We start from the raw sequence: 23,552 nt of genomic DNA, 5'->3' as shown, positions 1-23,552 counted from the left end.
GGGAGCCAAAGAAATTACTCTCGCAGCGGGAACGAGCGAAATTAATTATACAACCCTCGAGCTTAATGGAATATTATTAGCTCTCGAGTTACCTGTGGACATCCAGAGTGAACTTGAAGTCCGTTTAAAGTCGACTATTGCTCCCGCGGTAGCAGCACAATATTCTAATGTATCTGCTTTAACCGCTACACCATATGCCGCTATAAGCTATCTATATGTACCCGGTGCGTACCAGGGATGGATGCCCGAAACAGCTGAAAGCTTGATCTCTCCTACAAGTAATGGGATTTACACAGGCATTATTCAGTTTCCTGAGGTTGGTTCTATGTTCAAAATTACCCTAGACAGAAACTGGGATAATTCCTACGGCCAAACCCAAAATGGCATCCTAGCCTTAAACAGTGGATCAGATATTAAAGCGACCTTGGCGGGAAACGTGGAAGTAACAGTAAACATCAATACACTTTCAATAGCCTATAAGCAGCATACTTGGGGATTAATTGGTGATGCGACTGCAGGTGGCTGGACAATGGATTCCCCGATGAAATATGATAATACTACACAAACTTGGAGGGCCTCGGTTGACTTGAAAAAAGGAAATTTGAAATTTCGTAAAAATAACGATTGGGGAACTAATTATGGTATTACCGATGGTGTCTTAACCCTAGGAGGTGGCGATATAGCAATTGCGGAGGCAGGTACTTACAGCATTACTCTTGACGTAACAAACGAAAAATATACGCTGGTAAAAAATTAATTATAAATGGAAAACAAGAAGAAATTTATCCGTTCATTTTTATCGTTATTTTTATTCGTGTGTACGGTGTCCACTCAAGGGCAAACCGTGCAGCGAATAGAGCCTCTTAACTGGTGGGTTGAAATGAAAAATCCCGAGCTGCAAGTGATCTTATACGGGAAAAATATTGGTGAATGCCAGGTAAAGATAGATGTAGAGGGGGTAGAATTACAAAGAAGTAGGAGTGTAGACAACCCGAACTATCTATTTTTAGATCTAAAAATTGCTCCGAACTGCAAAGCAGGGAGCTTTCCTATAGCCCTTTACCGTGGGACCGAGAAAGTGGAAACAATAAACTATCAACTCAAAGCGAGAAATACAGAAATTAAAGCCCAAGGCGTTAATGCTTCAGATTTTATTTACCTATTGATGCCTGATCGTTTTTCTAATGGCGACACTTCAAATGACATTGTTCAAGGACTATTAGAGACTGCTTTAAACAGAGATTCTATGTATTACCGTCACGGCGGTGACCTAAAAGGAGTGATAGATAAACTCGACTATCTGCAAGATTTGGGGATTACAGCGTTATGGATGACGCCAGTGTTAACCAATGATATGCCACAAGCATCGTACCACGGATACGCTAATACAGAGAACTATCAGATCGACCCGCGCTTCGGAAATCTTGAAACCTATCAACAGCTGGCAAAAGAACTTCATAAAAGGGAAATGAAGCTCGTGCACGATGTAGTTCCGAATCATGTTGGGTTAAACCATTGGACTGTCTTGGACAAACCCTTCGCCGATTGGGTACATGTCTGGCCTGAATTCACACAGACAACCTATAAGGATCAAACAATGTTCGACCCTTATGGCGCGATTCAAGATAAAGAACTGATGGAGAAAGGCTGGTTTGTATCCACGATGCCTGATATGAATCAGCAGAACGAATTGGTTGCAAAATATATCACACAAAGTCATATTTGGTGGATTGAGACAGTTGGCATTGACGGTTTTCGAATTGACACGTACCCTTATAATGACCTGAAATTTATGGCTACATGGACCGATGCTATACGAAACGAATTTCCCGAGTTCAGCTTTTTTGGTGAAACATGGGTGCAATCTTCAGCGAGTCAAGCATTTTTCCTTGGTGGACAAAAAGTCGATCAACAGGTCGATACAAATCTAGAGGGTGTGACTGATTTTCAACTAAATTATGCAATTGGAGAAGCACTAAATAAAGAGAACGGTGGTGCCGAACGTTTATACTCAACTTTAGGATTAGATTTTCTATACCCAAACCCACTATCAAATGTAATCTTCTTGGATAATCATGATAAGGATCGGTTTTTTTCCGTTGTCGGAGAAGATATAGAAAAATATAAATCGGCAATGAGTTGGCTTCTTACCTCACGAGGAATCCCTCAAATATACTATGGAGCAGAGGTTTTAATGAAAAACTTTAGCGCTCCGGATGGTAAAGTTCGCGACGATTTCAAGGGAGGTTTTCCCAATGACAAAGTAAACAAATTTAGCGACAAAGGCCGCAGTGAGCAAGAAAACGAAATGTTCAATCATATACGTACGCTAGCACAATATCGTAAATCCAATCCTGTTCTTCAAACGGGCAAGACGAAACATTATGTACCGCAACAAGATGTTTACGTCTATTTCCGATACACCGAGGACGCGAAAGTGATGGTCTTGATGAATTGCAGCACTCAGGAACAGGACATTCGACTTAATCGCTTTTCCAATATGATTGGTGACTCAATCCGGATGCGTAATATTCAAGAGAAAGACACTCAGAAAGTACCAAATTCTATATCAATTAAACCCAAACAAACATTAGTATTTGAGCTAAAATAACTATGAATACGACATCTTTAATTGAACAGGCCGATGCGATAATTTTTGATTTGGATGGTGTTCTTGTTGACACCGCTGTGTTTCATTTTAAGGCATGGCAAAGACTTGCCGAAACCATTGGGTTTAATTTTACTACCACTGATAACGAACAGCTTAAAGGCATTAGCCGAATGGACTCTTTAGATCTCATTCTCGGGTGGGCCAACCTCCAACCGACACCTCTAGAGCGATTCGCGTATGCAGAACAAAAGAATGTATGGTATTTAGAACTTGTAAACAAAATGACCCAGGGAGAGGTGCTGCCCGGGTGTATTGAATTGTTAGATCACCTACAGCAATCCGGTAAAAAGATAGCCCTTGGTTCGGCCAGTAAAAATGCAAAACTAATCTTGAACAAAACAGGCATTATCGACTACTTCGATGCGATCGTTGATGGAAATGCAGTCACACGCTCCAAACCTGATCCCGAGGTTTTTCTACTTGGTGCAAGACAGCTAGGAGTCGTTCCAGAGAAATGTTTAGTTTTTGAAGATGCACAGGCAGGAATTCAAGCAGCAAAAAGCGCGGGTATGAATGTAATCGCGGTGGATAGAGAGCGAACGCTTACCTCGTATGACGCGCGGTTAGACGAGTTAACAGAAATAGAATACAGCTAGACGACAAAATGAAAAATAATATAAAATTGGACCCTTGGCATATCATTGAAGAAGAATTTCCCGGGACGCATAACGAGTTATCGGAAAGTATATTTTCGATTGGAAATGGGAGGATGGGACAACGCGCTAATTTTGAAGAGGAGTTTTCCGGAGATACACTTCAAGGTTCCTACATTGCCGGTGTATATTACCCGGATAAAACGCGGGTCGGATGGTGGAAAAATGGATATCCAGAATACTTTGCGAAAGTCATCAACTCTATTCACTGGATTGGATTAGATATCGTTGTCAATGGACAGCAACTGGATCTAGAAAATTGTCATATAAAAAAATTCTCTCGTCGGTTAGATATGCAAAAAGGTGTATTACACCGCTCATTTGTTGCACAAATGCCGAATGGAATAGAGATTCAGGTTAATGCAATTCGTCTATTTCACATGTTTAAAACACAGACAGCGTCTTTGCAATATAACCTTACAGTCCTTAACAGCAATATTGATATACAAGTTTCTTCAATCCTTAACGGAGACGTAGCGAACAGAGACAGCAATTATGATGAAAAATTTTGGATAGAACTTGATCGATCTTTAGAACCCGATATGCGGCTTCGAATGGAGACCAAAAAGACAAATTTTCAAGTGGAGACGCTATTACACACCAGCTTTTTCATCGATAATGAACCCCTGAGTAAAATTAAAAAGCAGGAAAGCCGCCATCTACTTCAGCATGTGTATGAGGGAGTCCTAAATAAGGGCGCCACATTAACTATCGAAAAACGCGTAGCAATTTTAGCAACGACTAATAATCCACAGTCTATACTCCATGAAACTGCTTATAAAGAATTAGAGAGCATAAAAGCTCTCTCGTTTGAGATGCTACTAAGCCAACAGGCCGACGCGTGGCAAAAAATTTGGTCAGAAAGTGACATCCAGATAAAAGGAGACGTGGGGGCCCAACAGGCGATACGTTTTAACATATTCCATTTGATGCAAACCTACACCGGTGAAGATCCGCGATTAAATATTGGTCCTAAAGGGTTTACTGGAGAAAAATACGGTGGCGTGACTTATTGGGATACAGAAGCATACTGTCTTCCTTTTTATATGGCAACACAAGGTAGTGAAGTAGCGAAAAATTTGTTACTATACCGTTACCAACACCTTCAAAAAGCAATTGAGAATGCTAAGAAGTTAGGATTTAAGGGAGGTGCAGCATTATATCCGATGGTAACAATAAACGGAGAGGAGTGCCATAATGAATGGGAAATAACTTTCGAAGAGATTCATAGAAACGGCGCAATCGCTTTTGCGATCTACAACTATGTCCGTTATACTGGTGACACCAGTTATTTAGCCTCGCACGGTTTAGAGGTTCTCATAGCTATCTCGCGTTTCTGGTCCCAGCGCGTAAACTGGAGTAGGGATAGGAATAACTACGTTATGCTTGGTGTGACTGGTCCGAACGAATACGAGAATAATGTCAACAACAACTGGTACACGAATACCATGGCTACTTGGTGCATGGAATATACGCTTGAGGTCCTTGCATTGCTACGGCGTGAATATAACGCGGAATATCTATCGGTATTGAGCAAAGTACAGTTTGAAAATCAAGAATCAAAACACTGGCGGCACATCATTGATAATATGTATTATCCTGAAGATACCGATCGAGGGATCTTCTTGCAACAGGACGGTTTTTTGGACAAAGATCTTTCGCCGGTATCGACCATTGATGAACAGCAACGACCTTTAAATCAGCATTGGAGCTGGGATCGTATTTTGCGTTCTTGTTATATTAAACAGGCCGATGTACTGCAGGGGCTTTATTTTTTGGAAGATCGATATACGACTGATACAATCCGTTCTAATTTTGAATTCTATGAACCACTAACGGTACATGAAAGTTCCTTATCTCCCTGTGTACATGCCATCTTAGCCGCTAGACTCGGAAAGCACGAAGAAGCCTATGCATTCTACCTACGTACCGCTAGACTGGACCTTGACAATTATAATAACGATACCGAAGACGGGTTACATATTACCTCAATGGCTGGAACCTGGCTTTCTATCGTGGAAGGTTTCGCGGGTATGCGTCTCAAAGATGGTATTTTACATTTCAATACCTTTATTCCTAAGCAATGGGAAAGCTATAGCTTCAATGTTCAATTTAGAGGCTCGAAACTTAGGATCCGCATCACTCAGGACGATTTTCAGGTAACTAGTAATTCAGATCAGCGAATTAGTCTTATATTTAATGGTAAGCCTCTTGTAGTTGAACCATTGTTAACACGATAAATTATCCATGTTAAAGAACATCGAAAAGCCGATATTAAAAACGTCCCAAATCATAAATATGAGTATGGGATTCTTAGGAATTCAAATGGGGTTTGCATTGCAAAATAGTAATGCCTCACGCATACTACAGATATTTGGCGCAGACGTAGAGCATCTTTCTCTATTCTGGCTGGCTGCGCCAATAACAGGGATGCTCGTGCAGCCGATTGTTGGTCACTATAGTGATAGAACATGGACGAGATTGGGGCGGCGGCGGCCATTTTTTTTAGTCGGAGCAGTTCTAACGGCTATCGCTTTGACGTTTATGCCCAATATTGCTCTATTTACGACATTATTCCCCCCCTTGCTAGTAGGAGCGGGCATGTTAATGATAATGGATGCCTCCATAAATATCACCATGGAACCATTCCGTGCACTGATAGGTGATAATTTGCCCAGTTCGCAACGCAGTTTAGGATTTTCAGTTCAGACGGTGCTTATCGGTATCGGAGCAGTTATAGGGTCTGCATTGCCGTATTTATTTGGGAAATATTTTGAGATCTCGACCCACAGCGGAACAGGAATCGTTCCCCAAAATGTCTTGTACTCGTTCTATTTCGGAGCAATTATACTTTTAATTTCTGTTCTTTGGACCGTCTTCACCACGAAGGAATATAAGCCCAGCGAATTAGAAGCTTTCGAGCGAGCGAGTACACAGCAGGCATCCGTAGAAAAGAAAAGCGGCTTACTCTCTATTATCGAGGATTTTAAAAAGATGCCTTCTACTATGCGTAAGCTAGGCTGGGTTCAATTCTTTTCTTGGTTCGCTTTGTTTATGATGTGGGTATATATGACGCCAGCTGTTGCAGACCACGTTTTTTATAAACAACAAGGTGACAGAGACCAATTGTATTCACAGGCTGCCGATTGGGTAGGAATATTATTTGGCGTCTACAACGGCGTATCTGCGGTTTACGCTATTTTTCTTCCCCGTTTAGTTCGCCAATGGGGAAGGGTCAAATGCCATAGTTTTGCACTGCTAGTCGGAGGAATTTCGCTGCTCTCCCTATTTCTGATTGATTCTCCAACGTTATTGATTTTACCGATGATCGGTGTAGGTATTTCATGGGGAAGCATATTGACTATGCCTTATGCTATCCTAAGCGATAGCCTTCCCGGATCAAAAATGGGAGTTTATATGGGAATATTTAATTTCTTTATAACCTTCCCACAAATTGTATGTGGATTTTTTGGCGGGCTTATTATTAAAACATTTTTCAATAATGTAGCCATTTACGGGATAATGCTTGGCGGATTATTTATGTTACTAGGGGCGATCGCTGTGCGCCGGATTCCAGAGGAGTAGAGGTCAGTAAAAAGGAACGAGCGCTGAAATAGAATATCTCTTCAGCGCTCGTTTTTATTAAAGCTTGTCGCCTTTATTCAGAAAGACAAACTGTCCATCAAAAACATCGAGCTCAATTATAGAATCGCCGGATATCTTTCCGGAAAGTATCTCTTTAGAAAGTTCGTTGAGAATTCTTTTTTGTATAACTCGTTTTAGAGGTCTTGCTCCATAGATAGGATCGTAGCCCAATTGACTCAACCAGTCCAGGGCTTCATCAGATGCTGTAATGATAATGTCCTGTTCTGCAAGCTGCGCTTGTACCTTTGAAAACTGCATACGTACGATGTCGCCGATCTCAGAACGGCTTAATGGTGTAAACATAATCACCTCATCAATTCGATTTAAGAACTCTGGGCGAATCGATTTCTGCAATAAAGAAAACACTTCGTCTTTAGTTTTTGCTACAATCTCCTCGCGATTATCTTCATTTAATTCTGAAAAATTCTCCTGTATCAGATGAGAACCAGTATTTGAAGTCATGATAATGATCGTATTTTTGAAATTGACGACTCGTCCTTTATTATCTGTTAAATGCCCGTCATCTAATACCTGTAAGAGAATATTAAATACGTCAGGATGTGCTTTCTCTATCTCATCAAGTAAAACAACTGTGTAAGGCCGACGCCGTACGGCTTCGGTAAGTTGCCCACCTTCGTCATAACCAACATATCCCGGAGGCGCACCGATCAGGCGAGAAACCGCATGACGCTCTTGATACTCTGACATATCAATACGAACCATCGCTTGTTCATCATCAAAAAGGTATTCTGCAAGCGCTTTAGCAAGTTCGGTCTTACCAACTCCGGTGGTTCCTAAAAAGATGAACGATCCGATGGGGCGTTTAGCATCACTAAGTCCAGCACGTGATCTACGTATTGCATCCGATATTGCCTCGATAGCCTCGTCTTGTCCTGCCACACGTTTGTGTAATTCGGTTTCTAGGGAAAGTAATTTATCACGCTCGGACTGAATCATTTTGTTTACCGGAATCCCCGTCCAACGCGACACCACATCAGCGATATCCTCAGCAGTAACCTCCTCTTTCAACATCCTACTTGCCTGCTGTTTTTCAGAAAGCTCTATCTTAAGCTTTTCAACTTTATCTTGAGCGTCCTTAATTTTCCCATAACGCAATTCCGCAACTTTCCCATAATCCCCTGAGCGTTCTGCCTGATCAGCTTCAAGTTTATAATCTTCAATATTTTGTATCTCTTGGTTAACCTGATCTACTAAGCCTTTTTCAGACTGCCACGCTGCCTTTAACGAATCTCGTTCGTTAGATAAATTAGCTATATTCTCAGATAATTCGGAAACCTTTTTCCCGTCATTCTCCCGTTTAATAGCTTCACGTTCGATCTCCAGTTGCATAATGCGTCGATCTAATTCATCGACCGCCTGAGGAACAGAATCCATCTCTAGTCGAAGTTTAGCTGCTGCTTCATCAATAAGATCAATTGCCTTGTCGGGCAGAAAGCGATCAGTTATGTATCTTTCTGACAACTCCACCGCAGCAATAATCGACTCATCAAGAATCCGTACTTTGTGATGTGTTTCGTAACGTTCTTTTAATCCACGCAAGATCGAAATTGCGTCCTGCGTATTTGGTTCGTCAACCATCACTTTTTGAAAACGTCGTTCTAAGGCTTTATCTTTTTCGAAATACTTCTGGTATTCGTTCAGCGTTGTTGCACCGATAGCACGAAGCTCACCTCGAGCTAGTGCTGGTTTAAGGATATTAGCAGCATCCATTGCTCCTTCGCCACCGCCTGCACCAACAAGCGTATGTATCTCGTCAATAAAAAGGATGATCTCCCCGTCACTGTCGGAAACCTCTTTTACAACTGCCTTCAAACGTTCCTCGAACTCGCCTTTGTATTTCGCTCCGGCAATAAGAGCCCCCATATCTAACGAGAATACCGTTTTGTTTTTTAAATTTTCCGGCGCATCACCTTTTATTATTCGATGCGCGATACCCTCGGCAATGGCTGTCTTACCAACCCCTGGTTCGCCTACAAGTATAGGATTGTTTTTGGTACGTCTAGAGAGAATCTGCATCACGCGTCGTATTTCCTCGTCACGACCAATCACCGGATCCAGTTTACCCGAAGCAGCATAATCGTTCAAGTTACGCGCATACTTAGCTAATGCATTAAAAGTAGCCTCGGCATTTTGATCCGTTACACGATTATTACCACGAAGCTCTTTTATTGCTAATTTAAGGTCTTTCTCGTTTACTCCTTGGTTTTTTAATAACGTGGCCGTCTTATCTCCAGAGGCTAACAGCCCTAACAATATATGCTCTATCGAAACAAACTCATCGTTGAATTCTTTTAAATAACTCTGTGCTTTTTGCAATACCGTGGACGAAGCATTTGCAAAGTATAATTGACTTCCTGTAACTTTCGGTAGTGATTCAACAGTTTGTTCGACCTCGGTGGTTAACTGGGGTATGTTGACGTTTAGTTTTTTTAATAGATGCCCGATAACGTTTTCATCGACTGTTAATAAGGCTTTTAATATATGCGCAGGTTCAATCGCCTGCTGTTGATTGCCGGTAGCAATCTCTGAAGCCTTCTGTATAGCTTCTTGTGCTTTGATTGTATAATTATTGAAATTCATATTTGATTTTTTTAATTCTGTTTACCCTTCAGCTCTGTTAAAACAAATTGAATGCCTTTTTGATTTACCTAAAATCAATAAGTCGTTTTGACAGAAAGTTTTGAATTATTCTGTCATTATGTCTTGGTGGTTTATTTTTTTAATTTGATTTTCAGCATTTTGGCGTTGAATAGTCTGTTTTTAAACAAAACTATTTGCAAAATACGACCAGACTTTAGATATTTGCATCATCGAAAATGTAAACATTTTTGAAAAAAGCCTCCTTAGCTCAGCTGGTAGAGCAACTGACTTGTAATCAGTAGGTCATTGGTTCGATCCCGATAGGAGGCTCAATAAAAAAGCTACTCACAGACTGTGAGTAGCTTTTTTTATAATTATACCGTGATAAAATAAACCTTAGTTTTTTCTTATTTTAATAAATTTTTGTAGCGCATCAATGCTTCTATATAATAATAATCAGCATAGGTTAGCGGTACATCAACCTCCGAGTTTGCAGTTAAATGCCCCACCGAATGTTCTAGAATAAATCCCCCATTTGCACCCGCCTTCGCTTTGTAATTTGAAGACGCTAAACTACTTATCATTCGTTCAGCCGCCGCGAGATAACGCTTCTGCTGGTCTTGGTTTCCATATCCTTGTAGTTCGAGTAATGCGGACGCTATGATCGCACCTGCCGAGGCATCGCGTTTAGCTTCGGGTATGTTTTCTGCATCAAAATCCCAATAAGGAATGTTATCCTCAGGGAGGTTTGGGTGATTTAAGATGAAATCTGCAATATGCACCGCTTGTTGTAAATATGCGGAGTCTTTGGTATCTCGAAACATCATTGTGTAACCATACAAACCCCATGCCTGACCACGTGCCCATGCAGTTTCATCGCCCGCTCCCTGAGCTGTGTGCTTATGCCGAACCGCTCCGGTGATTGTGTCGTAATCGATCACATGGTAAGAACTATAGTCGTCACGAAAGTGGTTTTTCATTGTCGTATTAGCATGGGATTTAGCTACATCTGCATACTTACTGTCGCCGCTTTCTCTACTTGCCCAATTCAAGAATTCCAAATTCATCATGTTATCAATTATAACTGGGAATTGCCACTTGTCTTTGTTATGATCCCAAGAACGAATTGATTTTACTGTTGGATTGTATCGAGTAAGTAAGGACTCTGCACCGGTAAGCATCACCTGTTTATAATGAGGGTTTTCTGTTAATCTGTTCGCGTTTCCAAAACTACAATACAACATGAACCCAAGATCATGCGTGCGTTTGTTATCTTTTTCCTTTTCTAATAAACTCAATTTTTCTTCAACCTCTTTTAATATTGTTGTATCTGCGGAGTGTTCATAAAGATAAAGCAGAGTCCCCGGGTAAAAACCCGATGTCCACCAACTGGTCTTACTCGTCTCTAGCGAATCATTATCTTTATAGTAGGATTTAGGTACTAGCGTATCGTTGAGATTCGCTGCTAGTACTTTATATTGACTCACCGCGTCATTAAGTTGCGAATCAATAAAATCACGATTTAACGTGAGTGTGTCATTTTTCTCCGAGCTGTTATTATTACAGGCAACAGTCGCCCCGAGTAGGACGAAACCAAATAGATAAGTTGTTATTTTCATCATATTAAAACTAATTAAAATCCGGGATTTTGTGGTAAAAGATTAGCATTTCTTCCAATTTCTTCTTGTGGTATCGGCAACAAAGCATGATGTTCTTGAACGTTTGTATGCGGTTCAAAAGAACCAGCACCTTTAAAGGCTTCAGGTACCATCTTCCACCGTTTTAAATCATACCAACGCTTCCATTCGAAAGCAAGTTCTATACGACGCTCCTCCCTTACAGCATCACGAAAAGTTTGCTGAGACATTCCTGCTTGGAGGTCCGCCGGATATTCCTGTTGACCTTCGGGGGTATTCCGGGCACGAGCACGTACGGCATTGATATACTGGTAGGCCTCCGCCGTCGGGCCTCCATTAGCCTCGTTTAAAGCTTCTGCTGCGATCAGCAAAACTTCTGCGTATCGGAAAATAACGTGTTTAATATCTGAATTCGACCCTTCCGCAGACGCATTCGCTCCAGGATATAAACACCATTTTGCAGTATGTATTCGAGGCCATCGCCATTTCTGATATGGAGTCATCACTCCTTTGATTGGTGTTTCCGTTAAGAAGCTCACTTTCTTTCTATAGTCTTGATCTGAAAAACTCGCATATATTCCTTGTGAAGGAGCGAGTACGCTCCAGCCAAGCATATCTGCATCACGCACGCCCGTCATCGGAGCTGTGTAGTCTACGTTTGAGCTATTCTCTCCAGATATTGTGCCCGCAAAATCCACAACCCAAACGTGTTCAGATTGGTAACCTAAATCTGCCTTCCAAAGTTTCTGAAAATCGTCAACAAGTGCGTACTTATAGTTTGACGACTGGGTAATTACATCCTGAGCTTGTTTAGCAGCGTCCGACCAACGTTCAAGAATCATATAAACCGATGCCAACAGCGTATGTGCAGAACCTTTCGTAGGCCTCGCGCGCACGTCGTTCTGATGCGTATCCGGCAAGTTATCGATGGCATAAGTGCAATCTAAAATAATATTTTCATACACTTGTTCGGCGGGAGTTTTATTGATATCCATCACTGTAGATGGATCGGCAACATAGTTGGCAATATAAGGGATGTCTCCAAAAAGCTGCACGAGGTGATAATAATTCAATGCTCGGAGCAATCGGGCTTCGGCAATCAAGGCTGATTTGCTGTTTTCATCCATTTCGACCTTTGGAATTCCATCAATAGCTGCATTTGCCGCGCCGATACCAAGATATGCGGTTTTCCATATCGCGACTACATCTTGATTACTAGCGTCATGAGTAAAACCGTTGATCTGTATTCGACTAGATTGCGTACCAATATCAGCAATATCGATATCATCACCAAGTAGTTGCAAAACCATCGTTAAGCGTCGACCATAATAATCGGCATTTGCCAGTAAGCTATAAATCCCCATCACGGCCGCCTCTGCATCCGCCGCAGTCTTAAAATACTGATCAGGAACCAGTATACTTACAGGTGTTTCCCCCAGATCGGTGCAAGACACGCTGGAAAACAAAAGCGTAGAAAGCATCAAAAGTTTTGATATATTTTTAGTCTTCATTTGAGTTCGTTTAAAATTTAGCATTAAATCCGATGGTGAACGATTTGATATTTGGATATCCCATATAATCGAGCCCAATATTGCGATTGGAATCACTAAAACTAACCTCTGGATCAAACCCACTATATTTTGTCCATGTCCATATATTCTGTACACTAGCGAAAAATCGTAGTTGGGTTATACCGATTCGTTCTATCGATACCTTAGGAACTGAATATCCAATAGCTATATTTTTCAGTCGTAAATATGATCCATCTTCGATCCATCGGGACGACACCTCTGTATTGTGAGATGCACTAGCTCTTGGTACATCGGTGTCTGTGTTTTCCGGAGTCCAGCGATTCAATGCATTCTTGGTGGCATTACCTTTCCCGGCCATCCAATCGAGTTCCATTCTTGTAATGTTCAGCATATCATTACCATAAGAACCAATCATAAAAATGTTTACATCGAAATTTTTGTATTTAAAATCGTTGTTAAACCCGAATGTAAAGTCAGGGTTGGGGTTACCAATAACCGTTCGGTCATCTGCATTAACGGCTCCATCAGGACCTTTTACAAGGTTGTTCTCTTGGTCACGACCGAAAATATCGGCATATTTGACATCTCCTGGTACCTTATTTGGCTGCGCGCTAAAATCATCGCCTTGCTGATAGAGTCCTTGGAATTCCCAACCAAAGAACGCACCAACAACATCGCCTTCGCGGAGAATCTGAGATTCTGTAGAGAGCATGTGGCCTGGAATAGAGTTATAGCGTATTTCTCCTCCGGGAAGCTGCAGTATTTTATTTCTGTTGAAGGTTATATTAAAATCAGTGTTCCACTTAAACTCTTTATCTATATTGACCGTCTGTAGTGCGAATTCCCATCCTTTGTTTTCCACACTACCAATATTTTGCAATGAACTAGTGAATCCCGAATACATTGGTAACGGAACGGAATAAAGTAAATCCACAGTCTTCTTATAGTAGTAATCTATCGTTAGGTTTATTCGATTGTCTAGCACGCCAATATCTAAACCCGCATCTGTTTGCTTGGTGGTCTCCCAGGTTAAATTCGGATTGGCCACATTTGTCGGACGCACAGCGTTTACCGGACTTCCTTCAATGGTTGAAAGGGTAGGAGAGTAACGTGCCAGCGATTGATAAGAACCGATCTCTGAGTTTCCTGTTTCACCGTAACTAGTCCGCAATTTAAGATTGCTAATTACTGCGATATCTTCCATAAAAGGCTCTTGAGATAAATTCCACGCGAACGCACCGGAAGGAAAAAATGCCCATTTGTTATTTTCGCCAAATCGAGAAGAACCGTCGTACCGTCCAGTTACGGTAAACAAATAGCGATTCTTGAAACTGTAATTCACACGACCATAAAACGATGACATTACCCAGTCTTCAAGATTTGATGATGCATTTTGATAATCAGAGCCCGCTCCTAGGTTCCAATATGAGAATCCGTCTGAAATGAAATTTCTGTTGTTTGACTGCCACGTCTCATTCCGTGAACTTTGATAGGAATAACCTGCCATAACATCCAGGTTGTGCAGTTCATTAAACCGTTTTTGATAGGTAAAGAAATTCTCACTAATCAAGTTTGTGTTTTTATGTGCAGCGATCGATCCGATACCATTATCATTACGCCCCTCAACAAGTTTTTGGGAAACATAGTTTCCCGTCCGCTGATTACTGATTTGAACTCCTAGTGTACTTCGAAATTTAAGATCAGTTAATAACCCTAATTCAACATACCCGTTACCCTGAAACAAATCGGTAATAACTTGATTATCTCTTTCCCGTGCCGCCGCTACAGGGTTATCATGTGGATCACCCACAGCTTTAAGCGTATAATTTCCGTCCTCATCATACACGCCCTGAATAGGGTCAAATCGTAACGCACCAGAAATGACGCCAGCACCAGAAGTTCCACTACTAGTCTCCTGTGTGCGCACCCCATTTAATATGTTGCGATTAAACATCAAACGTGTGCCTATTTTAACACGCTTCGAAACCGTCATATCGAGATTGGATGTTCCAGAAAACCTTCTAAAATCAGATTCGATCACTGTCCCTTTTTGTCCATAATGATTTAAAGACGTATAATATCGAATATTGTCGCTACCCCCTGAAATAGAAAGTTGATTACTAACTAAATTACCCGTGCGAAAAATCTCATCTTGCCAATCCGTTCCTTCACCATAACTATCAGGATTAGGATAGGGGATGTCCGTATTACCACTATTTAAATAGGTGTCGTTAATATAAGCGGCGAACTCCGAGGCATTTAATAGCTCAAGGCGCTTTCCTACTTTTTGTGAAGCCAGGGAGTTTGTAAATTCAATCGTGGGTTTACCAATCTTTCCTTTTTTTGTTGTAATCATTATAACGCCGTTTGCTCCACGCGAGCCGTAAATCGCGGTAGCCGAAGCGTCCTTCAACACTTCTACGGATTGAACATCTTCTGGAGCAGGAGGGGTGCTACCCGGAAAACCGTCTACGACATAAAGAGGGTTGGAACTGGCGTTAATCGATGTTCCCCCACGTATACGAACTCGTGGAGCCTTTCCTGGCTCTCCGTTGACACTCGATACAGCAACTCCGGGCGCACGTCCCTGCAAGGCCTGTTGTGTACCAGCGAGTGGAAAAGCATTTATTTCGCTCGAGTTGACCGAAGATACAGATCCTGTTAGATCGCTTTTGCGTTGGGTGCCATAACCAACCACGACAACCTCGTCGATATCGGCATTTACTCTGACCAATGTAATTTCAAATGAGGTACGTCTTTGAAGCGGGATTGCCTGCGATTGATACCCTACCATTGAAACCAGTAGTGTTGCATCTGAATTCATTACCTGTAAGGTGAAACGTCCGTCGCTGTCGGTGGTGGTGCCTTTGCCGGGAATCCCCTTAATGGAGAGTGTTACACCTTGAACAACCCCCAAAGAATCCCTCACGGTTCCTTGAATGGTCGTCTGGCTCTGTACTGCAGAAATTACTTTCGGTATTCTGGACACTGTTTTGTCTGGGTTATCCTTAACCACTATTGTATTTTTACTTATAGTGTAGACTACCGGCTGATCTGCAAAACATAACTTCAAAGCTTCTTCTAAAGAAGCACTGCGCAGCTTTAATGAAACTGGTTTTGTTCCTTTAAGCATCGTAGGACTGTATAATACATGATAACCACTCTTAGTGGCGATCGCGTTCAAGGCTTCTTCGAAGGACCTATTTTGTAAAGCTAGTGACAGCCGTTGTGCATGGCTATTCGCATGCACACAAAATGTTCCCAGCAGCATAAAAAATGCTATTAGCTTCATGATTTTTGAGGTTGCTGCGCGTCCAACAAGACGCAATAGCCTTGAAGACACATCATAATTTTTGTACATTTGCTGTGTTAAGTTGAATGTAATTAACTCGTTTATTTAATTGATTTTTGGCTTGGCTTCCGAGAGCGTTGCAACCGCTCTCGGTTCATGCTTATGATAAATATCTAGTTCAAAACATGAATCCTCCTTCCTTTAGTTTCAAATGATACAGTTCCAGTTAAGGCCAACATGTTTAAGACTTCGTCAACCTGTTCAAACCGAGATATACTGCCGGAAAAGACTTTCTCCGTTATGTTATCACTGTTGTCGTACACGATTTCAACGTCGTACCATCGCTCGATTTTACGCATAATACTTTGAATGCTCTCTGCGTTAAAAACAAACTCTCCACGTTGCCACGCTAAAACATCACTAACATTAAATGTATCTGTAGTCATTTTCGCGCTTTTCTTGTTATAATTAGCGCGTTGTCCCGGGCTTAAAACAAGATTATCATGTATAGATTGTATTGCTACTTTTCCCTCGACAAGTGAAGTCTGAACGGATTGCTCGTCTTTATAAGCGTTTACGTTAAATTGTGTTCCGAGCACCGTAATAAGCTGATCACCTACGTCTACAATAAAAGGTCTATCCCGGTCTTTGGTCACTTGAAAATATACCTCTCCGCTAATTTTAACTTGTCTTTGATCACCTGTAAAATTCGTGGGAAAACGTATCGAAGAAGCGGCATTTAACCATACTTTACTGCCATCTGGGAGGTCAACCTGGAATTCGCCACCTCGTGGGGTTACAATAGTATGGTACTTCACAGCTTTGTTCTCTGCAGTTCCCCGATAGGCTAACTGCCCATTTTTTTCTTTTGACCCCAGTACATCGCCGTTGACTACAAGATCTCCTGTTTTGAGATCTTCTAGATCCATTGTCGTTCCATCATCAAGCATCAAAGTTGCTCGAAAACCGCCAGCTTTTATACCGTTGGAAGACTCGTTCTTGTCAACGCGCTGTTCGGAAGAGAAATTTCCAACTTGATCATGTATAACCAGCCCGGCCGCAAGAAACAATATCACAGTAACCGCGATTTTAAAAAGTGAATGATTTATACTAATTGGCCTGCCTTTTTGAATATGACTTTCCACTTTAACACGAAGGTTTTTTTTAACCAGCTCTTGGTCTCCCATGGTGGAATCATCCCAGTTCTTATCGGAAAAGCTAAACCCATCTCGATAAGTTTCAAGTAAAGCTAGTTCTTCCTCAGTACAAAGACCCTGCTCATATTTCTCATATAATTCAATATACTCCTGCTTGGTTAACATAATGCGTGTATTAGGCTTACACATGTATAGAGACATTTTTTTTAACCCACACACATACTTATTACATTTTTTTTTAACTTGCATGTATCATCTTGAAATTCCCAGAGCGGACCAAGGTGTTAACCAACTGTAAATCAATAAAAATCGATTGGACACTGCTATGTTTTTACATAAAGGGCGCTTAGGATCAGTTTGGTCCGAGACTGACGAGCAGCTTTGGACGTCGGTTAGCATCGGGGACTGTACAAAGTCATTCACGGTCTTGTTTGAACGTTATTGGTCCTTAATATATAGAACAGCATTCTTATATACAAAAGACAAACAGACAAGCGAAGGGATCACCCATGATATATTTATAAATCTTTGGGACAAGCGGAGTAAACTGCAAATCAGATCGTTTTCTGCGTATTTACGTACGGCCGCGCGGTACCATGTTTACAAAGAGATGAAAGCCGCTCAACGTAGCCCCATAGCTTTGGTCGGTGAATGGGATTTGAGTCTAGAGCCGGCGACGGCAGAAACCGCTGACGCCAATATTGGATATCAGGATGCCCTATTATTAGTTCACCGGGCGATGACCTTCCTGCCCGCTCGATGCCAAGAGATATTTCGAATGAGCAGATTTGAACAACTAACCAACGACGAAATAGCTCAAAAGCTTGGTATCTCAAAGCGATCTGTAGAAAATCAAATTACTGCCGCCCTCCATCATCTTCGAGAACAAGTTAAACCCAATATTACAGTCCTTATTTTATTCGCCCTTTGGCTTTAGGTTTCAGACGCGCATAGCGCTACTCGAATTATTTGCTTATTATTTAAGCAACATCGCTTCTTTGTGATCCACGATTCGCTTTGCAGTAGGCGAACCATTCTCAACAAGCGATTTGTGGTGGGGGCTAGGAATCATAATTTTATACTTCCGACTACCTATTTCAATAAAAAATAACGCACCGTGTTCGCTGCCGTCCTCATCGATTAACAAGGTAAATTTGTTAATCGGTTCGTTCAGCATTTTGTTTGCCGTCAATAGTTTTAATAGCTGTTCCATTCTCCTAAAATGTTCCCGGATCATTACCCTCTTGTAGCACTAGAGTGGCGGTATTAGTGTGCGTTCGTAATTTGTTGCTCATACTTGTTGAAAAAATACGTTCGAGGAAATTCCTGTTTCTTTTCACGACACATAATAAGTCTACCCGGTTTTCTTCAATATATTTATTTAAGGTGTACTCTACAGACTGATCCATATCCAAAAAAACAAACTCAAGGTTTCCGTGCGGATACAGGTTAGTCCACTTTTCGGCTAAACCGATTATATCCAGATTTGTATCTTTATGAACATGAATGCATTTCACGTTTACGTCAAACTTTTCTGCAATCGTTACTATTTGCCTAAGCGCAGCTTCATCTTCTTCCCGAAATAATGTCGTAAACAGTATTTCTTGGATACCGCGATATTTCGCCTCCAATGGCACGGAAAGTACAGGAATTTTAACACCTCGTATCACTCCTAGAGTATTTGAACCAAATATCTTATTAATGATTCCGCTAGCGCGATTCGTTCCAAGAACTACTAACGTTATATTCTCCTTTTCGATAACCGTTAGAACATTTGATACTACGGTACCTTCTTCAAATAAAAACCGCAACGGAACATTACTTAACCCATTTTCCTCGGCCAGATCATTCAAGATGACAGAATATTTCTTGAAGTTTTCGAATTGATGTAACTCGTAGGTTTGATAAATCTCCGGGACCATCTCCGGTTGACCGGCATGGGTAGACGACAAAACCGGCTGCATATATGTATTAAGCACATATAATTCAGCCTCTAGCTCGTTGGCTAAATTCAATGCGTACACAAAAGCATTATTCGCTGCGTCCGAAAAATCTGTTGGAAATAAAATCTTTCTCATATTCCTGTCAATTAGTTTAAGCAAATTACACTTTTTTTTTGGTCCGAACAATGCACTCAGTGACTTTGAATTATTTTTTATTGCACTGTAGCGAAAACTTCCTCGTCGCCGTTCTATTCAACAAAAAGACGATGGTTATGGTTGGAATATAATTGGTTGTTCAGGTAACAGAAATTATTTTGCTAAATTGGCGTATCAGGACAGACGATTTTAGGTGAATATAGTTCAGCAACATTGGAGAAGAAGGAAACCATTGACTTTAAGGGAGGCATTGGCTGACTGTGTTTTGCATCAAACGGAACGTGCAAAATCTTTTCTCTATAAGAAGTATTATGGCTATGTCATGGCAGTAGTGGGGCGTTACGTCGCCCAAGATATGGAGGCAGAAGAAGCGACAAATGAAACATTTGTTAAAGCATTTCGAAAATTAGAAAGTTTCCAGATGCATCAAGAAGACGATATTTTGGATCGCACTTTTCGTTCGTGGCTGGCTCGTATCGCAGTGAATACTTCCATAGATTTGTTACGCTCAAAAAAATTCACTAACGTTTACGACGAGGTTTCTGAAGAGAATTTGCTATCACATTCTGTGATGATAAACGACCAATTGGCCGTGGATGATATCATGAAACTCTTACAACGCCTCCCTGATATTCAAAGAGCGATATTCAATTTGTTCGAGATTGAAGGATTTAGCCACGAAGAGATAGGTGAAAAACTAGGTATACCAGAAAGTACATCTAGGACATACCTCACAAGAGCGAAACATAAGTTACGCAAATTATACGTAGAAGAATTTAGTGTTTCACATAACATGCATTCTTAATTGCAGTTAAACATGAAAGACAATAATAATAAAGAGTTAATAGAAGTTATTAAACAGCAGCTGAAAAACAGCGAAGATCTTCCTTATAAACCAGGAGCATGGGAGTCGTTTAGAGAAAAATATGAGGCTGCACCAAAACGTAAAGCTCTAATACCGCTTTGGATTGCCGCGGCTGCTTCTGTGGCAGTATTGGCATTCGGGGCTTTATTTGTTTTTCAAAATGGCGACGCCCCAAATATTAATACGCTTACCCAGGTATCGAATAAAACGGGCGGGTCAATAAACGATCAAGACTCAAGTAAAGCATATGTTAATTCAGAATCTATAACTGAAGAAGAAGCTCGCTTGGGAAATGTGATTGATCCAAAATTAGCGAAAAATCAAAACTTCAAAGGCAATTCATTTCCTCAAGAAGTAGAATCCACGAATAGGTCCCTTCGTGCGGCTGGTACAGAACCTTTAACAACTCGGGAATCTCTGTACACCGTATTAAATGAATCGACAAATATCACACTCAGTCTTTATCCGGAGAATAAGGTAAATAATCCGTCCGTTCGAAATAACTTACCTATTGCGCTATTTCCTGATCTTAGCACTGATATAGGCACCGACGAAGTAGACAATTTTGTCGGTGGCAAACAGGTTGATAAATCATATGCCTATACCGCGGAAGTTGGACGCGATATATCCCCAAAGAAAATGCGATTAGCTAAAAATTTGAAACTTGGCGCTTTTGTAAGTCCTTCGACGACAGAACAAAGCTTCGACATGGGGGGAGGAATGGTGTTAGCATATCAATTATCGGATAAAATAGCCGTTAGGACCGGAGCGTCCTTCAATCAATACGAAGTTGGGATATTAGGCTCATCTGCTCGGCCCGAAGATGGTAGGCAAAATAGCCCAACAACCGCAGGAGGAGCATCGCTTGTTTCGGAAAGCGTCCCTTATCGCACCAATAACATGATGCTACCCAATTTAAATTCGGTATCTAGTAAGATGCAAACACTGGATGTGCCCTTAGAAATCAAATACAACGTAACAAAAGATTATTACGTTGTAGGGGGGGCGTCTTATGCATTTGTTCTTTCGCAAGAACGTTATAATCATTATTCCGAATACACAGATGCGATAACGTATTCAAGTGCCTCGGATTCTGACAAACCCACCAGTACGCCACAAAAGACAGTGGAGCGAAAGATTAAAAGCAGCACGGAAAATGTCGATAGCAACGGTTTTGGCGGATTCGTTAACTTTTCAATTGGGAAAAAGACAGGACTTACTAAAAATTTAAATATATCAGTAGAGCCTTTTGTGAAGATTCCAGTGGGATCGTTTAAACAGACCGATATGAACTACACTAACGGCGGTATCCGAATCATAACAAATTTTTAGATTTGATCGATACGAACCCAACCCATTCCAGCTGATATTGCTCCTTGCACGCCGGGGTCACCGTCTTCAAAAACAATACATTTTGCAGGGTCAACACCCAAGTGTTCCGCTGCTAGTAAAAATGGTTGTGGTGATGGTTTACCTTCTGGGGTATCTCCGGCGCATACCAGCGTTTCATATTTACCCGTTAGCCCGATGACTTCAAGAGTAATATTTAATGTCGAGCGGGAACCTCCCGAAACGATTCCAATTCTTTTTTTGCCGATGTTGGCCAACAGATGAGCAAGAACGAAGTCTACGGGTTTAGTATCACGAATGAAACGTTCAATAAAGATAATCGATTTTCGTTTGGAAAACTCATATATATCAAACTGCTTCTCATAACGTAGACCAATCTCTTTAGCTACATCGATCGTCGGCCACCCTGCCAGCTCTTCGACTATCGAATCATCCAAGTTTATATCATATTCTGCCGCGGTAGCCACATAAGCAGCCTTATGTGCGTACATATTATCTGCTAGGGTGCCATCTACGTCATACAATAAAGCTTCAAAAGGTTCCGACCGTTCTTGTAGAAGGTTAAATTTTATATTCGATTCATTATTCATATCGGCGAAAATAAAAAATCCCGCGGTATTGCGCGGGATCTTATGTTAATTTTGTTTTCTTCTTTTCTTTTCTTTTATAATCAATGCAAGTTCACGCCCAGTCTGACCGCCGACAGATGTATTCTCCTGCGCCCTTCGAAAAAGATAGGGCATTACCGATTTTACGGGACCGTATGGCATATATTTCGCAACATTAAACCCAGCACCAGCTAGATTAAAGGACAAGTTATCTGACATCCCTAACAATTGGGCGAAAAAGATATGTGGATTTTTCGGAGAAATATCACGATCGACGATTTGCTGAGCTAGTAGCCTGCTACTAGCTTCATTATGAGTTCCAGCCATTAGACCAATACGATTAATATGATCTAGGCAGAATTCTATCGCTTCGTTATAGTCACGGTCGCAAGATGCTTTGTCTACCTGAATAGGAGAAGGGTAGCCTTTCTCCGCCGCTCGCTCTCTTTCAATTTCCATGTAAGCACCACGAACAATTTTAGCCCCTAGATAAAAATCTTGCGTTTGTGCATATGCAAAATCAGCCTTCAATGAAGCCAGTTTATCATGGCGGTATAGCTGATAGGTATTATAAACTATAGCTTCCGTCTTGTTGTATTTTTCCATCATCTCGCGAGCCAAGTCATCAATAGTATCTTGTATCCATGAATGTTCAGCATCAACAAGAACTTTGATTTTAGCTTCGTAACAAGCTTTACAGATACTGTCTACACGCGCATACAAACGCGCAAACTCCTCGTTCTCCTGTAGTGTTAACGTTTCTTTGGCATCCACTTTAGCCAATAAATCAAATCTACCCAGTCCTGTTGGCTTAAATACGCAGAAAGAGATAAGGGAATTAATCTTTGCATAGGCGACCGTCTGTAAAATCTCCTGACAAGTGTAATCAAAACTTTTTTCCGTCTCTTCACCTTCAACCGAATAATCTAATATTGTAGTCACATTACCTTGTCCTAGCTCCTCGATAGCACGTTTGCAGCCTTGGATAGACTCTCCACCACAGAACTGTTTGTAAATCGTATTTCTTATTATACCTTGAATAGGTAGACCAATATTTAGGGCGAAATTTGTTACCGGTGTACCGACTTTGATCAACGAGTTACTTGATACTAATTTAAAAAGCCAATACGCTTTTTCTAGATCATTATCACTTTTATTACGAAACGCAATTTCCGTATTATCAAAATCTAATTTCAATTGATTATGTCCAACGATCATATATTTAAAAATTAATGGCCAAAATTAAATATTTATTTTGAATAGCGTTATATTTACAAGCGTTAAATACGCTTTCAAATAGATTATATGCAAACGTTTTCGTTAAAAGGAGACTATATCCAACTCATTCAATTATTAAAAGTCCTCAACTGGGTTGAGCATGGCGCAATGGCCCAAATTGTAGTTGAGGAGGGTATGGTAAAATACAATGGTGAAATCGATTT

The 23,552-nt window shown here is 41.0% G+C and carries 18 protein-coding genes and 1 tRNA gene; 10 read left to right on the top strand and 9 right to left on the bottom strand.

The features are described 5' to 3' along the window. From HP439_RS08750 to HP439_RS08730, 5 genes are all read left to right on the top strand, one after another. Positions 1-757: pullulanase X25 domain-containing protein (locus HP439_RS08750; RefSeq protein WP_172389958.1), on the top strand; the 757-nt coding region annotated here is incomplete at its 5' end. 6 nt (positions 758-763) lie between these two features. Further along, a complete protein-coding gene (locus tag HP439_RS08745) occupies positions 764-2,611 on the top strand; it encodes a glycoside hydrolase family 13 protein (RefSeq protein ID WP_172389957.1) in 1,848 nt (615 codons plus the stop codon). A gap of 2 nt (positions 2,612-2,613) precedes the next feature. After that, positions 2,614-3,267, top strand: coding sequence for a beta-phosphoglucomutase (gene pgmB, locus HP439_RS08740; protein WP_172389956.1), 654 nt, complete (start codon positions 2,614-2,616; stop codon positions 3,265-3,267). 8 nt (positions 3,268-3,275) lie between these two features. Further along, entirely contained in the window at positions 3,276-5,564 is a 2,289-nt protein-coding gene (locus tag HP439_RS08735) for a family 65 glycosyl hydrolase domain-containing protein (protein WP_172389955.1), read from the top strand. Between the two features lie 7 nt (positions 5,565-5,571). Continuing rightward, a complete protein-coding gene (locus HP439_RS08730) occupies positions 5,572-6,909 on the top strand; it encodes an MFS transporter (protein WP_216657803.1) in 1,338 nt (445 codons plus the stop codon). Between the two features lie 57 nt (positions 6,910-6,966). Here the strand turns inward: HP439_RS08730 and clpB are convergent, their stop codons facing one another. Continuing rightward, positions 6,967-9,570, bottom strand: coding sequence for an ATP-dependent chaperone ClpB (gene clpB, locus HP439_RS08725; protein WP_172389954.1), 2,604 nt, complete (start codon positions 9,568-9,570; stop codon positions 6,967-6,969). Positions 9,571-9,827: 257 nt separating this feature from the next. On the opposite strand from clpB, the gene HP439_RS08720 reads away from it, so the two are divergent. Then, a tRNA-Thr gene (locus HP439_RS08720) sits at positions 9,828-9,900 on the top strand. Between the two features lie 77 nt (positions 9,901-9,977). On the opposite strand, the gene HP439_RS08715 is transcribed toward HP439_RS08720, so the two are convergent. The 4 genes from HP439_RS08715 to HP439_RS08700 form a co-directional block, all read right to left on the bottom strand. Continuing rightward, on the bottom strand, positions 9,978-11,192 hold the full coding sequence (locus tag HP439_RS08715) for an AGE family epimerase/isomerase (RefSeq protein ID WP_246229311.1): 1,215 nt from the start codon (positions 11,190-11,192) through the stop codon (positions 9,978-9,980). 11 nt (positions 11,193-11,203) lie between these two features. After that, positions 11,204-12,718, bottom strand: coding sequence for a RagB/SusD family nutrient uptake outer membrane protein (locus HP439_RS08710; RefSeq protein WP_172389953.1), 1,515 nt, complete (start codon positions 12,716-12,718; stop codon positions 11,204-11,206). A 10-nt stretch (positions 12,719-12,728) separates the two neighbouring features. Next, positions 12,729-16,100, bottom strand: coding sequence for a TonB-dependent receptor (locus HP439_RS08705; RefSeq protein ID WP_172389952.1), 3,372 nt, complete (start codon positions 16,098-16,100; stop codon positions 12,729-12,731). A 104-nt stretch (positions 16,101-16,204) separates the two neighbouring features. Beyond that, positions 16,205-17,353 (bottom strand): FecR family protein, encoded by a 1,149-nt coding sequence (locus tag HP439_RS08700; protein WP_172389951.1) that lies wholly within the window; start codon positions 17,351-17,353, stop codon positions 16,205-16,207. 160 nt (positions 17,354-17,513) lie between these two features. Between HP439_RS08700 and HP439_RS08695 the strand changes: the two genes are divergently transcribed. Further along, positions 17,514-18,125 carry a sigma-70 family RNA polymerase sigma factor gene (locus HP439_RS08695; protein WP_172389950.1) on the top strand — a complete coding sequence of 204 codons (612 nt, stop codon included), beginning with the start codon at positions 17,514-17,516 and terminating at the stop codon, positions 18,123-18,125. A 39-nt stretch (positions 18,126-18,164) separates the two neighbouring features. Here the strand turns inward: HP439_RS08695 and HP439_RS08690 are convergent, their stop codons facing one another. Continuing rightward, positions 18,165-18,401 (bottom strand): hypothetical protein, encoded by a 237-nt coding sequence (locus HP439_RS08690; RefSeq protein ID WP_172389949.1) that lies wholly within the window; start codon positions 18,399-18,401, stop codon positions 18,165-18,167. Positions 18,402-18,405: 4 nt separating this feature from the next. Further along, positions 18,406-19,266: a universal stress protein gene (locus HP439_RS08685; RefSeq protein ID WP_172389948.1), complete on the bottom strand. Its 861-nt coding sequence runs from the start codon at positions 19,264-19,266 to the stop codon at positions 18,406-18,408. Between the two features lie 214 nt (positions 19,267-19,480). On the opposite strand from HP439_RS08685, the gene HP439_RS08680 reads away from it, so the two are divergent. Beyond that, positions 19,481-20,092, top strand: a complete 612-nt coding sequence (locus HP439_RS08680) for a sigma-70 family RNA polymerase sigma factor (RefSeq protein ID WP_172389947.1) — start codon at positions 19,481-19,483, stop codon at positions 20,090-20,092. A 12-nt stretch (positions 20,093-20,104) separates the two neighbouring features. Further along, on the top strand, positions 20,105-21,484 hold the full coding sequence (locus tag HP439_RS08675; RefSeq protein WP_172389946.1) for an outer membrane beta-barrel protein: 1,380 nt from the start codon (positions 20,105-20,107) through the stop codon (positions 21,482-21,484). Here HP439_RS08675 and HP439_RS08670 read toward each other — a convergent pair. Further along, positions 21,481-22,092 (bottom strand): HAD family hydrolase, encoded by a 612-nt coding sequence (locus HP439_RS08670; protein WP_172389945.1) that lies wholly within the window; start codon positions 22,090-22,092, stop codon positions 21,481-21,483. The genes HP439_RS08675 and HP439_RS08670 overlap by 4 nt on opposite strands. Before the next feature lie 45 nt (positions 22,093-22,137). Further along, entirely contained in the window at positions 22,138-23,328 is a 1,191-nt protein-coding gene (locus HP439_RS08665; protein ID WP_172389944.1) for a proline dehydrogenase family protein, read from the bottom strand. 87 nt (positions 23,329-23,415) lie between these two features. Here HP439_RS08665 and HP439_RS19600 point away from each other — a divergent pair. Next, a partial coding sequence (locus HP439_RS19600; protein WP_172389943.1) for an RNA-binding S4 domain-containing protein occupies positions 23,416-23,552 on the top strand: 137 nt, incomplete at its 3' end.

Origin of the sequence: Sphingobacterium shayense (assembly GCF_013179575.1) — a bacterium.
Lineage (GTDB): Bacteria > Bacteroidota > Bacteroidia > Sphingobacteriales > Sphingobacteriaceae > Sphingobacterium > Sphingobacterium shayense.
This window is presented reverse-complemented; position numbering and strand designations above follow the sequence as displayed.